Genomic DNA, 15,243 nt, shown 5'->3' on the forward strand with positions numbered 1-15,243 from the left:
GCCAATGTTAACTAAAATCAGTGATTTTCTTCCTTCTTCCTTCTTCCTTCCCCCCTTCTGGGGGAGCGGGGAGTTGATTTCTTCCTTCTTCGTTCTTCCTTCTTCGTTCTTCCTTCTTCCTTCTTCGTTCTTCCTTCTTCGTTCTTCCTTCTTCGTTCTTCCTTCTTCCTTCTTCGTTCTTCCTTCTTCCTTCTTCGTTCTTCCTTCTTCCTTATTTCATATATGATAAACTCATTAAACCCAGAAGTTGAAAGCAAACTCGAATTCATCCGCAAAGCCTTAACCGAAACAAAAGCGAGATCCCTTCGCTTGCGAGGCACTGACTGGTTTGCCTGGGCCACAGCCGGCGGTTCCCATACAGTATTGCTAACCGCAGAAACCGGAGTTGCAGAAATATTAATTACTGCCGAAAACGCTTGGGTTCTCACCGATGAAATCGAAGCTCAACGCTTGCAGGACGAGGAATTGCCAGCCAACTTTCAAATGCACATCTATCCTTGGGCTGATGTTGCACAGCGCGAAGCTTTCGTCAAAAAAATTACTGGTGGCGGTAACGTCATGAGCGATCGGCCAAATTCCCAAGAAATGCCAATAATCGCATCTTTACAATCCCGCAAACAGACAATGATGTCAAGCGAATTAGAGCGATATCGGCGAGTCGGGCGTTTAGCCAGCGAAGCGATGACAGAGGTACTTTCCGCCGCCAAACCCACATGGACAGAATATCAGCTAGCCGGAGCCGGTGCAGAGGCTTTGTGGGCGAGAGGTTTGCATCCAGCACTTACCTTAGTTGCTGGAGAAAGGCGTTTGCCGCTGTACCGCCACGCCACAGCAACCGCCGAACAAATTGGACGACAAGCAATGTTAGTATTTTGCGCGAGGGGATGGGGTTTGTATGCAAATTTAACTAGATTTGTCTGTTTCGATTTTCTTGGGGAAAAGCATTCAGAGTTGCACCGAAAAGTCAGAGAAATTGAAGCAGCGGCGCTAAATTTTTGCCGACCGGGAGTAACGCTGAATGCGGTTTATGATACGCTTAAAACTACTTACGAAGAGCACGGATATCCTCAAGCAATTGCGGAACACCATCAAGGCGGAACTACGGGATATTTGGCGCGGGAAATTGTGGCGAATCCGGCTACTTCAGATATTTTGGCAGAAAATATGGCTGTGGCTTGGAATCCTAGTTTGTCGGGAGCAAAAATTGAGGATACGTTTTTAATTCACAGCGATGGAACGTTGGAAAATTTGACTTTTGATCCGAATTGGCCGAGTGTTGAAGTAGCGGGAAGGTTGCGCCCTGTGCCGCTGGAAATATGGAACGATCGACCTTAGTCAATCTCAAGCACTACCGAGCGATCGCAACCCGCTACGACAAACGCGCTGCAAACTTTTTAGGTGCAATTTATCTAGCAGCTTCTGTCATTTGGGTTAATTTAGGACACGCCTCAGAGGAAAAAAAGGACACTACCCTACAAAATGCATTAAATTGAGTTCGGATCGCCGTACTTAATGTTTTGTTACATACGGATGATTTTTCCCACCGACTTACTTAAGCAAAAACGCTGCTACATAAGGGTTTCCAGAACTTGTAGTTATGTAAAAGATTTTTCAACACCGAAAAAGTCTCATATCGCTTCCGGTTGCATCAAAATAATAAAATCGAGTTAACAGTTAATACTCAACCATTGAGTTTTTCCACCCCTCCTTCAACAGTCAACAGTCAACAATCATGTATGAGTGCAACCGGAATTGATATCACTCCGTATTGGTTTGGATCGCAACGATAGCAGCAGGCGACGGAAGTTCCGCTCACTCTACCCCACAGCCCTGTCTTTTAGTCTGCTGTTTCTAATTCCTCTAATTCTTGCGTAGACTGCCATCCAGCTTGCCAGAGCGATCGGTCTTTGAGCTGTGCGGCGTTCAGCCAAAAACGGACATTTGGATCGCAAGCCGCCACCATTTCTGCAAATACCCATTTACCTTCGTTTTTTCGGTTGACGACTTGAAAGTGTCGCCACCCCCAAGTTTTTTGGTGTGAAGTCCATCGGGAACCAACTAAATAAGGAAATTTTTGTTTTTTGCTCACAGTATTTTTGTGGAAAAATATATTAGAAAGCAAGTGAATTGTAATATAGCCATGCTAAATCCTTTGTGTAATTCTTGTAGGGGCAAACCCCCTGTGGTTGCCCCCATGAGGTCGGGGTAGGCAAAGAAAGGCACTATCCCTACATCTTTGTACGACTCCTGCAAAGATTGCTATAACTCGTTCTGTTTGATGATATTAATTCCCTATTAAAGCTCGTCAAATCCTCTCCCCCTCTCCCCTTCTCTAGAACATACCAGATAATATAGAGCCGCAGCAGCTTACATGAGACTTCACCTGGGAGCATCTCACCTTTGCAGCCCTCCGCTAGAAATAGGAGTTTTGAGGCAGGAGGCAGAAGGCAGGAGGCAGAAGGAAAGATGAAGAAGGAAAGATGAAGAAGGAAGGAGCCAGAAGAAGGAAGGAGCCAGAAGAAGTATTTTTACAAATATGAGATGCTCCCCTTCACCTAAACTCTATCTGCAAGTAGATGCGTTCATTGTAACTTGCAGCAGTTTCGGATCGGGGTTCAAAAGTAAGGGCAGTTCAATGACTGCCCCTGTAATTAGTTATACCTATTGAATAGGATAATTTTTCAGGCGATCCACAAATAGCCTATTTATCCAATACCAGCTAAATCGTGAATCTCAAATCTAAAAGCAAATAACCCAGGTTATAGTTGTGCAGAATAATCCCTTCTGTGAAACTTACTCAAATCTACTTTTAGAGCAGGTTTGACGTTCACTTCCTGCTTCAACCAAGGCGGTCGGCCGCTTCTTGTCCACAGGCGTGTTTTCGAGCCCAACTTTCCCTACAAACATTTTTTCAATCTTAATCGTGTTTCATTGATCCTGTACAGCTCAATAAAAACGAACTTTTAGGTAAGATTGACTAATTTCTTTGATTCTGTCGCTACCTCTTGATTACTTCCCTGTTAAGGCTTTTGGCCGGATAAGTCCAGAGGAAGTTGGGGAAGCCGGAGGCGAACCGCATTTGTTTGCAGCCACAGAGTGATAGCGTGCTTCCGTTGCGGAGTCACGTACTCTCCGGGTCGGATCACGCCAGCACAGACGCCGATGTTTTTCATAAGGGTTTCTCGCTCCGATGAACTTGCACCCTGTAGCAACCTGACTTGGGCTTTGATAAAATCCACGTTCATAGCTGAAAGTAAAAGTAAGTAAAGAACTCAGTTAAATAGCGATGCTTTGCTTCCGATTGTAACTCTAAAACCACTTGGTATGAATCAAATTGATTCAACATCCCCAGGATGGGGATCGGGGCGTCTAGAGCTAGCCAACTTTATTTACTTTATCTGTTTTTGCTAGCAAAAGTGTCACTATGCTAGCAGTTTTGGCAGAATTCTTTATAGTTAAGAACTGTTACAAAGTTGGCTCGATTTCCACCATACGGCAGAGTTTAGTGCTAACGCTACTTTCCTGAACTCAAAAAGTTCAGCATTGTCTCCAACTCCTTGCCTTCCTAGGTTTTACACCCCCCGATTGGGAAGCGATCGCTCCGGGAACATTCCTATTCGATCGCCCCTCTTAACACCCGGACACTGCCACATCACCCTATTGATTTAGCTCGTCCTGTAGACTTGGCTGTGGACTATAACTTTAGGCATACGTGTTGTTACCGGGGCTACAATAAGCGAGCAAGTTTTTATTCTTGTTTCTCAAGGAAATATTTTTGGGATTTTCTTGCAAAGCCCTTATTTGTGTTAATTAAGGCAGCGTTGTGAGCTCCGGGCCAACGAAGACTCGCAGCTTGCGAATCCAGATATTTTGTGCTGTGTGGCGGTGAATCTGTTTCCTGAATTCATTGAGGGCGATCGCTCGTCGGCGAGAATTGCCAGTAACGGCTCATTTTGTATAATTCATAACAGATCGGTCACTGCTAATAATTTAAAAACAGCACAAGTTTAAACAGTGTTCCATCCGTCGATCGCTCCTAATAGCCCACAAAGAGCGATAAAAAAAATTAACTCTGCATACCCGATCTTTTAAGGCGATTTTGCCTTAGCCATTTCCCTTAGATAGCAATTCGATATAGCCCAATTTGCTGACCAATAAAGTTAAAATTAACTATAAATTAAGCGCATAGTATTATTACCCAATAAACTACAAAAATTAACTTTTTCTTGACTATTAAAATTAAATAATTGCACAGTTCTTCAGCATTTAAACATATATATACCGCCAGTTTTATTGTTAAAACACCTCGTTTTTGACGGTGAAAGCGCCGAGTTAGAGAACTCTGGATGTGAATTAAAGATATTAATTAACCCGCGTTGCACAATTTGAGGATTATTGTGGGGAGTAGGGTTAGGCGTCCCGCCTGCTGTGAAAATACACGCCTTCAGGCTCATGGGCCCATCCACAAAAAACATCAAAATCATCCCAGTATTATGCAACCCCAATTAACCAGCCCATACGATATCTTTCACTCTACAAAAACGAACCTGCCAGGGGGCATAGAAAATCCCCTCCCGCCGAAGCTGGGGAGGGGAAATGGTGCAGAAAATTATTGGTTTTAAATTATCGATATGTCGGTCTCTTTTTTGCACTATCAAGAGGTATCGAGCGAGCGAACGACCTACTTCGGTCAGTCGCTAAGATAATTTCCCGGTGGCAAACCGAGAAATTATCAACTAAATCAACCTTTTTTCTGCTGGCGTTGGAGCTTCGTTTTCCAATTGGCGATATCCTTCTGAGCCGGCTGATAACTCTTAGTACCCGACGGCACCAGCGAAGCAGCTTCAACTGCCTCTTTCAGCTTTCCTTGAGAGCCGCGCAACTTAGCAATTTTGAGAATACTTTCGCTCCACTCTCCAATTAACTGTTGAGCTTCTTCATACTTCGGCTGACCGGGTTCAATTTTATTAGCTTGCTGGATGCCTTTACTGTAAGAAGAGGCAACCCCCCGCTTAATTTGACCCTTAGCAGCCGATAGCAAAGCAGCATTTACATCCTGGTCTTTGGATAGCTCCTCCCACTGAGCGATCGCCTGTTTCGACTGATTGTACACAGGCTTATTGACATCCGGCATCAATTTAGCCGCGCCGATCGCCCCCTGGAAATCGCCCCGAGCAGCCCGCCCGTTAGCTATATCCAAAATCGTTAAACTCCAGCGCTCAATATCCTGCTGAGCCTGCGGGAAGAGCGGATCGCTAGGCGGAATCGTTCGAGCCTTAACCACCGCTTTATTAAAACTAGAAGCCGAACCATCCTTAAGGAAAGTTTTTGCCTCAGCCCACACCTGCTGGCTCGATGGTGGCTGCTTGGTTCCACTCCCTGCTTGCACCGCCCGCGGTTGGTTTTGCGACCCCCCAGTACCAATAGATTGTTGAGCTCCAGGGTTTTGGGCATTTTCAGCCGGCGATCGAGGATCTCTTTCCTGCTGACCAATAAAAATTGATTTGTTCGTCACAAAAACACCCAACAGCAGTACCAAAGCCGTAGCTGAACTCCACAACACTAGCTGCTGCAAAAATGACTTATCCGACCCCCCGTTATGCTCATCCTGCGGCTTTTGCAAGTTCGGTCGATCGCCCCCCCGATCGGCAGGGGCCACAGCATTCGGCTGCGACACAGGCGGCATCTCAACCGGCGAATCCTCAGCATTGCGAACTGCCGGAGGCAAATCCATTCGAGCCGTAGCCGTAGCCATTTGCGGGTGATCGAACCCATCAGCCGTACCAACCGTCATATTGCCGTTGCGTCCGGCCAACGCAGCAGTTGGTACCCCTGAAGCATCCGGCAAAATCACCAAATTAGCCTTTCCCGGAGGATGCACCACCATCAAAGGTTCTTGTTTCGGACGCAAATGGTGGTCACACAGCTCCGGCACTCGATCGCTCAAAAAACGGTCTAAACCCTTAATGGTCATGCACTGTCCCGATCGTAGCCCCTCCAAAAGCGCCGTCGTAAAAAACCCCTGACGCAAAGCCGAAGTTTCCCGCGAAACTTGATTCGGGCGGCAAGAAAGCACCGTCGGGATTTCCCGTTCCCGCGCCAGCTCAACCGTTTGAGAGCCGATCTTTTCCCCCGCTTTCACAATCTGGCTGCGGTTCATATCAACCAGCACCAATACCGTTTCCGTAGGAGCGTTTTTCAGAGTATTCAACAGCAACTCTACCGGAATCCCCGTACCCTGAATGTCAGCCGGATTGCCGTCAATCGGCATCAAATAATCCTTACCTTCATAGCTGACACCGTAGCCGCTAAAAAAACACCAGAGTAAATCTCCTTGTTGCACATGTTGCGCGCAGAGGCTTTGGGTCAATCTCAGAATATTTTCCCGATTTGGATATGTAGATTGACCCCACAGCGACGGCGAGCTATCGGTCATCAGTAGACATCCATCCGGCGCAAAACCCGCCTCCTCAGTCAAAAAACCGTACAGCGCCTCTGCATCCTCTTGGGCATAACTCAAAGGCTGGAGTAACTGATATTGATTGATGCCTATTGCAATACAAGCGTGATTTTTCATCCCCATATGCCCTATATATATAGTGGACAGCTTGCACAAAACGATAACACATACTCGTTTAAGGTTATACCCACTTTCGCCAGCACTCACACAGTTGTCCGAAGGCAGAACTCCCAACAAGCCCCCAAATTTAGCATCCTAGAATTTTTAATTTTTATATTGCAGTAAAAAATTATACCCGGTGCCTGCCTTGAGAAAAATAAAGTTAAATTGGATACATAGCCCAGTCTATTTGACTCTAATTTTCACCAAACTACACCAAAAAGGAATAACCCGCCAATGGTCTCTACCGCCAAAAAAGAAATCTCCCCTCACAGCGAATCATTACTGAAGCAAAAGCATCCTAAAACTCATAGCCACTATAGGTTTCAGGATTTTTTTGCCTTCGATCGCCAGATGGGTACAATTGACGACTGGAATGAGTCACGCAACATTTTTACCAGCGAAGACTTCATTATCGGTTTGGTGGAGGGGCTCGAAGAAGAAGTCGGCCCCGCGTCCTCTGTCATCATGTATACTATTGGTTGCCAGTGGGGACTCCAAGATTCCGAATTTTTTCAAAAATGGTTTAGTGCCGAATACAGCCAGAACATTCGCCAGTCAAATCTCATGTTTCTGCTAGAAACTTGGTGGTGGCCTTTCACGGCTCAAGGTTGGGGTCGCTGGGAAGTAGACATGAGCGATCGCAAACACGGCTGCATCTTCATCAACCTCTTTGACTCAGCAGTTGCTCGCACATTGGGAGACGTAGGCAAACCGGTTTGCCACCTATACGCCGGTTTGTTCGCCGGTTTCTTCGGCTCTTTAGTCAAAAAGCCTCTGAGCTGCATAGAACTCCAATGTTACTCAATGGGAGAAACCTATTGCAAGTTCCTGCTTGGCAACCCAGATAAAATTGATGCAGCAGCATTCTGGCTCAACGAAGGTGCCAACGCCCGCGATATTCAAAATCGATTGCAACACGGTGAAATATTGCGGTAAACAACCTGGAAAGGCACATCCCCTGCCCTGCCTTTCCTCCCACCAATTTCGCCATGAAAGTGCGATGGTGGATTTCTCCAGGCAGGAAGAAAGATGAAAAGTCAAACTTCATGGTTGGACCAATCTGTCCAAGAATTCTTTGGTCACTATAATTGGCTGGGAAAATCTTTAGAAACCCCAAATGGCTCGACCCCCGGTCAACTTCTGAGTTTAACCCAGCCCGTAGCAGACTTTTTTCAAGCTATTTCTTGGGAAGGAATTCCGGAAGTAGGTGCCCTACCCCTACCGCCACCCTTGCCAGTAATTTCTATTTCTGAACAAGCAGAAGTCACCATTGATGACCTATTTGACCTGTTTTAATCTGTGTTCCAAATGGAAAATAAAAAATAGGGCAATCCCTCATCCATCTTCCCTCACCCATCTTTCCTCCTCCCTCAAAATCCATTAGTTAAACCCGTTAAATCCCGTACATAGCTCGTTGCCGAACTTCCTTCCTTTTATCAATTACCGATTACCACTTAATTAAAATCATGCACCCTGAGATTGAGGCGCTGCTGGATCAGGCAGAAAACCGCTTTTTAAAAGGCGAAGAACTCATGGCTTTTAAGCGTCAAGCTGTAACCCTTGTCCAGCGCTTAAAAATTTACGAATTTTTGCGAGAGAAGGAAGCAAGCATCTTCCAACCAGTAGCCAACAAACTACAAGAAACATTCCCCGACGAAAAACAAGAAACCTTAGAAAGATCGCTCAAACATTGGGTGTTAGTCTTGCGGTACTGCGCTATGGCTATGCTGCTAAACGATCAAAATTTTCTCGAACAGCGCCTTGTAGACTGGCTTTCCGGCATAGTCGAAGCCCACCAAACTCAAAAGATCGAAGCAACTGTTTGCAATCTGCTGCAAACTCGCTTAAAAGAATTGCTTTCCGAGCAAGCCCGGGCTATATTGCAACCATTTTTCGACCAAGCGCAGTCAATTATTGACCAAGGTAATAAATAATCAGCTTTCTTCCCAATTTCCAATTCCCGATTCCCAATTCCTAATTTCCGATGATTAATATTGCCGACTTACTCAAACAGCCCCGACTCCCTGGAAACTACTTTGCCAGCGATGCCTACGTCCGAGGCGACCTCGAACTCGGCCTCCTCGAAAACCGCCGGGGCGATCGGCTTTTAGCACTCCCAGAAACACTGATTCAAGCCATTTATATCGGCTTAGAACAAGAAACAGGTCAAGCCTCCCGCCTCGTGCTTTTCAACTGCGGTCGCTGGTGGGGTAAAAACTTCTACGTGCGTTTTTGCGAAGAAGTTAGCGAATACTACGGTCAGCCAGTTTCTGAAATGGAAATGGTAGAATTTCTTCAGTCCTTACAGCAGTGTTGGAAAACTCATGGATGGGGAACATTTGAATTTGACCCCAGCTATTCCGAACAGGGATTTTTAATAGTAAAAATTGCTAACTCTCTTTTTGCTAAAACAGCTCCCAAGTCTAAGCGACCGGCCTGTTTTTTAGAAGCAGGTATTTTAAGTGCGTTCTTTAGTCAGCTTACGGGTCGAGAACTTCACTGTCTGCAAACATCCTGCGAATCATTGGGATCGGACTGCAACCGCTTTATTTTAGGGCTGCGCGAGCGCCTCCAACCGGGCGAGTCTATGGTCGAAGAAGGAAAAGACCATGAAGCTATTCTCACTCAACTTTTTCAAAAAAACTGACTTATTTGACAGCTATTAGTTTGTTGCTAATAGCTGTCAAATCGATTTTTGGGCAGCCATATTATCGACCGTATCATCAAAACTGTGAGTTAAATTATAAAAAAGCTCGTGAGTTAAAAAATAAGGTTTTAGCAATTCAAATAAAACCTGATGAGAACTAGCAGCTAGAAACTTCATAACTTACTCTAGAAACTCATAAAATTTAAAAGCCATCAAAACCTCAAACATTTTGCTAGAACTTAATGGACGCCAATGAACTTCTAACTCGATATGCAGCCGGCGAAAGAGATTTTAGACTGGCCAATCTGCGCGGCATTGTGTTGAGTCCGATCGATTTATACCGTTCCAGCGATGCCCCAACTCTAATTTTGGCAAACCTCAACCAACACCAGCAACGACCCTACTTAATCGGTGCTAACCTCAGCGGGGCCGACCTCACCAAAGCCCATCTGAGCCGAGCCAATCTCAGCAAAGCTGACCTCAGTGGAGCCAATCTCACCGGCGCCAACCTCATGGCAGCCAGTCTGAGTGGAGCCAATCTGAGCGATGCCAATCTCACCGGCGCCAACCTAGCCGGATCTCATCTGAATTGGGCAAACCTGACCGGAGCAATTCTTCCCAATGCTAATCTCATAGGTGCAGATATGAGCGCCGCTAACCTCACCAAAGCCATTCTCACTGAGGCAAATCTCAGTAAAGCCTATCTGATTAAAGCCAATCTCAACGGAGCAAACTTCAAAGATGCTTACTTAAGTCTAGCGAGTCTCAAAGAGGCAGACTTGACCGAAGCACAGCTCACCGGAGCCGAATTATCCAAAGCCAACCTAGCCGGAGCCAACTTAACCCGTGCTAACCTCAGCAAAGCCAACCTGTTGAAAGCTAATCTCAGGCGAGCTAACCTCACTCAAGCCTATTTAAACGGCGCGTGCTTGAGCGGATCAGACCTTAGCGAAGCTTGCTTAGATAGAGCCAATTTGTGCAAAGCAGACCTCAGCAAAACCTACCTGAGAAACATTACTTTGAATGGCAGCCACTTAAGCGGTATTAACCTCAGCGGGGCAGATCTGGGCGGTGTAGACTTGAGCCGCAAACTTTTAACTGGAATTAATATGGCAGAAGCATTGTTGAACGAAGCTAACTTGAGCGGTGCTTATCTGATGGAAGCTAACTTGAGCGGAGCAAACCTCAGCAAAGCCAACTTGAGTCTAGCCTACCTGATCAATGCCGACCTTTCTAATTCTTGCCTGCATGAAATTAACTTGACCAAAGCTAACCTGAGTAAAGCCAACTTGCAGAAAGCTGACTTGACAGGAGCCAACCTCCGGGGAGCCATTCTCACTGAGGCGGATTTGACGGGAGCGAAGTTGATTGGAGCCACTCTTCCTAACGGCACAGTTTATCGGCGTTAACTTGTCAACCCCCTTGATTATTTGCCTAGTAAAGTGCGGTTGATGTCCAGAATTGGAAAAAATAGGTTCCTTTCTTCCACTGTGAGATATTGTTTGAGAACCTTTTTCATCACATCGTAAGTCACGGTCGCACTATTTCTAACTTGAACAGCGCCTAAAATAGTTTGCAACCAAAGTAGTAGCCGATCGCGCAATCGTTCCGTATCATTAATCAACAGTGCGGCCGCCGAATGCCTCAACACCCGCACAATATCTCCACGGCACTTTTCAGTCATATCGTTACCCCCCCGCCGAAATAAACTAGGGTCTAGAGACAGCATTTGTGCTTCCACTTGCCGCATAATTTCTGTTTCAGATGCTTGAATTTTTTTATAAGCACTCATCCGGTGATTCAAAGACTGAAAGTAGTCTTTCAAAAATTGGAGTTCTTCTGCACTGGCGTAGCGTCCGTCTGCTTCCATGCTCAAACGCGCAAGTTGGCTCAACATAGATTTTTCTCTACTACTAAAATACAAACATATCAGTTTTAAGCTTGTTTAGTCCGAACTAAATACTGTCCTACTTGAAAGCGGGTTTCATTAAGCTGTGTAACGATAGAACGAGTAATTAACTTTCCTGATTCTACAACTACTTGACCCGTAATTGGGTGTAATAAATCTTGCTGGGCCCGGCGGCCGATCAGAGCTTCGACATTTTCAATAGCATTAATGTACATCCCCGCAGGCAACTCTACAACCACACCCTCGCCCATAATTTGAGCCTGACAAGCAAGTCGCGAATTGGCTTTAGCCGTTGTAATGACTTCCAACGTCCTTTTCTCGCGGCGGTTCATGTCCGACAAGCCTTCCATGCCTTCTTTAATGTAAACATGGCAGGTAGCGCACATTCCCCGCCCCCCGCATTCCTTGAGAACGTCTAAGTCTTTGGAAAGTAAGGCAGATAGGATATTCGATCGGGTTTCGACTGCTATTTCCTCCGCAATTGGATCTAGTTTAATAATTTTAACCATATTGATGTTTGCTCCTGTCAAGTTCAGTATTTAGCAAGTTACGATCAACTTATTCAAAGCGCAAAAAAATTTGGCTAACACTCAAAAAGGTTAAGATGCCTTGACGACAGCATCGGCTTCTGGCTCTCTAACCCCTATGGCATAACCGCACTTCTGTTTTGGTCATATCGCTGTTCCCTGGCCCCGATTCCCCAGCTTAGCCTTTAAAAGCTAAAACCTTAGAGACTTTCTGCATGGCATTGAAAAAACTGTAATAGTCGCGATCGACTAAAATAGCAGCCACAGGTAGTTCCCGATCGGGTACCGGCATCCGGCAAGATTGATAGTGATTCCGAAGCTCAAGGATTTTAGTAGGTGCGACTGTGCGATCGCTCTCAAGGAGGCTGAGAATGAACCTGAGATAACATAGGCTGTACCTGGCGAGCGATTCAAAAAGTTGAATTTTTGTCAGAATTATTTACATATTTTAATACTAGCTCAAGCTTTTTCTATAATTAGACCGATGCAACATTCTAAGTACCGCATTTTAGGGCTAGTCGGACAAGGACAATTTGGTCGAGTCTTTTGTGCCAGCGTTCGAGAAGCTCCCGCCCAGGACTCCCGCCTCACCAGCCAACTGGTTGCTCTCAAAGAACTTAGTCATCAAAAAGCCCCAACTAGCGAATTCTTGCGAGAACTGTGGTTTCTGATCACCTTGCAGCACCCGAACATTGTTACCTGCCGAGCTCTAGAACACACAGCTACAGGCCGGTACTTGGTTATGGACTACTGCGAGGGAGGAACCCTCCGCAACCTGCTCAAACAAGAGCGCCCCTTGCGTCTGCTCGAAGGTTTGCAGCTCGTCATGGAAGTTTTAGCCGGCTTAGACTACGCCCACCGCCGAGGCGTAGTTCACTGCGACATCAAACCCGAAAATATCCTCCTAACTTTAGGAGCAAAAGGTTGGTCGCCCCGGCTGTCTGACTTTGGCATCGCGCGTCGGCTGCCAGAAATAGGTACCACTCGCCTCCACCAAGAAATTTCTCCCGACGCTACCGTAGGTTCCCCCGCTTACATGGCCCCTGAGCGGTTTTACGGTCTCTTTTCGCCGATGTCAGATATATATGCAGTAGGAATTCTGCTGTTTGAATTGCTAATGGGCTACCGCCCTTTCGGGGGAACCCCCGGAGATTTGAGGTGGGCGCACCTGAATCAACGCTTGCAATTTCCCGACGCCATCCCCGAACCTTTGCAAGCAATAGTCAAAAAATCTTTAGAAAAGCTGCCAGCCCGCCGTTTTGCCAGTGCTTCCCAAATGGCTCAAGCTCTGCGGCTGATCATGTACGACCCTGCTGTCAGACAATTGGGCGACTGCATTATTCCCTGGGAAAATCCCACAACCAGTGGTGATAAAGGTCTGAAGTCGGAAACTGAGTCTTTGCTAGAAGTTGAAGAGGAAAAAGCTTCACAGTCGGCTATTAATTTACTTCGGACTGTGCGCTATTCGCTTTCGCAGGCAAAGCCACTGATACTTCCTGCACCGTTGACCGCTTTAATTGCCACTGAAACGTATCTCTATGCTGCTGTAGGTACAGAGGTGAAGATTTGGTCTCAGCCGGAAAAACAGCTAGTTACAGGAGAAATGTCTACTTCTATTTCATTAATGCCGGAAATCGTGCGCGGCATTTTACCTGTTTCCAACGGCTGCTGCGTTCTCACTCCGCAAAAACTTTACTGGCTCAATGAACACTCTTGGGAGCCTCAGTGTTTGCTGGATATGGGTTTGAGGCAAGGCCCAGATGCTTTAAAAGCTGCTATTGACTCTCACGGCAACTGGTTGACAGTAGCGGTTCCCGGCGAACTGCGTTTTTATTCTTTAGCGGCAAACAGCACGGCGGGCGATCGGAAAAAAGCGCTGAAGCCGATCGCTACTGTGCCGTTACCAGAACACTATTTACCAGAATTAATGTTTTTGGATCGGCGACACGTCTTAGCAGTTTGGCCTGACAACGAACCAAAAAATCCTCAAACTATTTTTAGAGTTTACACTCGCCGCGGCACGCCGGTGGGTTCTGTGCGGTTGTCTGCCAGCGTGGGACAGATGCTGTTGACACCTGAGCCTTATACTTTGCTGGGAATTCCCCAAGGTGGTAAAGCGGCTGTGCTGTTGATGAAATTGTGGCCGCTCAAGGTAGCGCGAATTCCCCTGGAAAGTTTGCCCGTGTCTGCTTGTGTGGCTAATTGGGGATGGGTGTTGGCAGATGTTGAGGGGCAGATAGAAGTGTTAAACAGTCAAGGGATTCAAGTAGGGAATTTTAGCAGCCCCGCCTCACCCCGGGCGATCGCTCCTTGGGGGAATAGAGGTTTGGTGATTGCTGTCAATACTGAGGAAGAGAGTCACTTGCACTTTTTAGATGTAGATGTTGAGGAGACCAACTCGCGCTCGCTCATCAAGGGCTGATAACTGGCGTAACTGAAGGAGTTTGGGGGTGTAATTCTGGAGAGTGTATTTGGGGGCGATCGATTCCTGGGAGTTCGATCGGGGTTAGAGTACCGTGTCGTGTCAGCTTCTGGATTTTGAATCAGAGGAATTGTTAAGGGCGATCGGCTCAATCTGAGACCCAAACCTCCCTCAGTAAAGTCCCAGAAATGCAGACACCACTTACATATATATATATGACTCATGCACCAGCCTGCTTCTGTCATCCTCACCCTGTGATCCAGCCTCACCCCTTACACTCTAACTTTGCCTAACCTCTACTCCAAGTAAGCCCCATCATGTTGAACCACTGAGCCCTTCTACCCATGCGCGGGAAATAGTCTGCCCCAAAGTCCAATCTTGCCCCAAAAAAAGACCCCATAGTTAAAAGAGGAGTCAGCCAGGGGATACCGGAGCAGGTCATAAATGCCGAAACCCTTGGTGTGTATAGGTTCAAAAAAAAGTCAAAAATATTTTCACAAAACGCTTGACAACTCTGGGGAGAGTTGATACATTAATAAAGCGCCAGAAGGGAAGCGGTTCACTGAACCACGAACTAAAGGTCAAAAGAAAGGCAAAAAACTGAACCTAGAAAAAAGAATAGTTTGAAAGCTTAAAGCACTATTAACCTCGTCAAAAGAATCAAGATAGAGAGTAAAAGCGAGAGCTGATACTCAATATCGCAAACAACGAGAAAAAAGTCAAGGGAAAAAAACCAGCCTTGAGGGCTGAGTAGAAAGAACTTGATTAAAGCCAAAAAAAACAATCCAACACGGAGAGTTTGATCCTGGCTCAGGATGAACGCTGGCGGTCTGCTTAACACATGCAAGTCGAACGGAGTAGAAATACTTAGTGGCGGACGGGTGAGTAACGCGTGAGAATCTGCCTTCAGGACGGAGACAACAGTTGGAAACGACTGCTAAGCCCCGATGTACCGAAAGGGAAAATATTTATAGCCTGAAGATGAGCTCGCGTCCGATTAGCTAGTTGGGGGGGTAAAGGCCCACCAAGGCGACGATCGGTAGCTGGTCTGAGAGGACGATCAGCCACACTGGGACTGAGACACGGCCCAGACTCCTACGGGAGGCAGCAGTGGGG

14 protein-coding genes and 1 rRNA gene are annotated in these 15,243 nt (G+C 46.4%); 9 read left to right on the forward strand and 6 right to left on the reverse strand.

Translation table 11 applies throughout. The annotated features are described in order from the left end of the window. Positions 1–17 precede the first annotated feature (17 nt). Positions 18–320, reverse strand: coding sequence for a hypothetical protein (locus QT990_RS23525; RefSeq protein WP_333465820.1), 303 nt, complete (start codon positions 318–320; stop codon positions 18–20). Here QT990_RS23525 and QT990_RS23530 point away from each other — a divergent pair. Further along, a complete protein-coding gene (locus QT990_RS23530; RefSeq protein WP_333465821.1) occupies positions 310–1,335 on the forward strand; it encodes a M24 family metallopeptidase in 1,026 nt (341 codons plus the stop codon). The two genes, QT990_RS23525 and QT990_RS23530, sit on opposite strands and share 11 nt — an antisense overlap. After that, positions 1,317–1,493, forward strand: a complete 177-nt coding sequence (locus tag QT990_RS23535) for a hypothetical protein (protein ID WP_333146251.1) — start codon at positions 1,317–1,319, stop codon at positions 1,491–1,493. The genes QT990_RS23530 and QT990_RS23535 overlap by 19 nt, the downstream gene beginning before the upstream one ends. Positions 1,494–1,837: 344 nt before the next feature. Here the strand turns inward: QT990_RS23535 and QT990_RS23540 are convergent, their stop codons facing one another. From QT990_RS23540 to QT990_RS23550, 3 genes are all read right to left on the reverse strand, one after another. After that, positions 1,838–2,089 (reverse strand): TIGR02450 family Trp-rich protein, encoded by a 252-nt coding sequence (locus QT990_RS23540; RefSeq protein WP_242725377.1) that lies wholly within the window; start codon positions 2,087–2,089, stop codon positions 1,838–1,840. A gap of 931 nt (positions 2,090–3,020) precedes the next feature. Continuing rightward, complete coding sequence (locus tag QT990_RS23545) at positions 3,021–3,245, reverse strand: hypothetical protein (RefSeq protein WP_333042394.1); 225 nt, start codon at positions 3,243–3,245, stop codon at positions 3,021–3,023. A gap of 1,496 nt (positions 3,246–4,741) precedes the next feature. Next, positions 4,742–6,577: a caspase family protein gene (locus QT990_RS23550; RefSeq protein ID WP_333301062.1), complete on the reverse strand. Its 1,836-nt coding sequence runs from the start codon at positions 6,575–6,577 to the stop codon at positions 4,742–4,744. 279 nt (positions 6,578–6,856) lie between these two features. Between QT990_RS23550 and QT990_RS23555 the strand changes: the two genes are divergently transcribed. From QT990_RS23555 to QT990_RS23575, 5 genes are all read left to right on the forward strand, one after another. Continuing rightward, positions 6,857–7,558 carry a V4R domain-containing protein gene (locus tag QT990_RS23555; RefSeq protein WP_333128737.1) on the forward strand — a complete coding sequence of 234 codons (702 nt, stop codon included), beginning with the start codon at positions 6,857–6,859 and terminating at the stop codon, positions 7,556–7,558. 93 nt (positions 7,559–7,651) lie between these two features. Continuing rightward, positions 7,652–7,918 carry a hypothetical protein gene (locus QT990_RS23560; protein WP_333042386.1) on the forward strand — a complete coding sequence of 89 codons (267 nt, stop codon included), beginning with the start codon at positions 7,652–7,654 and terminating at the stop codon, positions 7,916–7,918. Between the two features lie 170 nt (positions 7,919–8,088). Next, positions 8,089–8,556 (forward strand): phycobilisome protein, encoded by a 468-nt coding sequence (locus tag QT990_RS23565; RefSeq protein ID WP_333146239.1) that lies wholly within the window; start codon positions 8,089–8,091, stop codon positions 8,554–8,556. Between the two features lie 50 nt (positions 8,557–8,606). Further along, the gene (locus QT990_RS23570; protein WP_333146241.1) at positions 8,607–9,269 is read left to right on the forward strand and encodes a V4R domain-containing protein; all 663 of its coding nucleotides are present in this window, start codon (positions 8,607–8,609) and stop codon (positions 9,267–9,269) included. Between the two features lie 242 nt (positions 9,270–9,511). Continuing rightward, positions 9,512–10,678: a pentapeptide repeat-containing protein gene (locus QT990_RS23575; RefSeq protein ID WP_333146243.1), complete on the forward strand. Its 1,167-nt coding sequence runs from the start codon at positions 9,512–9,514 to the stop codon at positions 10,676–10,678. A 17-nt stretch (positions 10,679–10,695) separates the two neighbouring features. Here QT990_RS23575 and QT990_RS23580 read toward each other — a convergent pair whose 3' ends face one another. Both QT990_RS23580 and QT990_RS23585 read right to left on the reverse strand, forming a co-directional pair. Next, entirely contained in the window at positions 10,696–11,166 is a 471-nt protein-coding gene (locus QT990_RS23580; RefSeq protein ID WP_333146245.1) for a phycobilisome protein, read from the reverse strand. 38 nt (positions 11,167–11,204) lie between these two features. Beyond that, positions 11,205–11,687, reverse strand: coding sequence for a 2Fe-2S iron-sulfur cluster-binding protein (locus QT990_RS23585; protein ID WP_333146247.1), 483 nt, complete (start codon positions 11,685–11,687; stop codon positions 11,205–11,207). A gap of 502 nt (positions 11,688–12,189) precedes the next feature. On the opposite strand from QT990_RS23585, the gene QT990_RS23590 reads away from it, so the two are divergent. Together QT990_RS23590 and QT990_RS23595 are read left to right on the forward strand one after the other, a co-directional pair. Then, positions 12,190–14,127, forward strand: coding sequence for a serine/threonine-protein kinase (locus QT990_RS23590; RefSeq protein WP_333146249.1), 1,938 nt, complete (start codon positions 12,190–12,192; stop codon positions 14,125–14,127). 787 nt (positions 14,128–14,914) lie between these two features. Then, positions 14,915–15,243: ribosomal RNA gene (locus tag QT990_RS23595) — 16S ribosomal RNA — on the forward strand; the annotation flags it as partial.

The organism is Microcoleus sp. T3_B1, assembly GCF_036700445.1.
In the GTDB taxonomy this organism is placed as follows: Bacteria; Cyanobacteriota; Cyanobacteriia; order Cyanobacteriales; family Microcoleaceae; genus Microcoleus.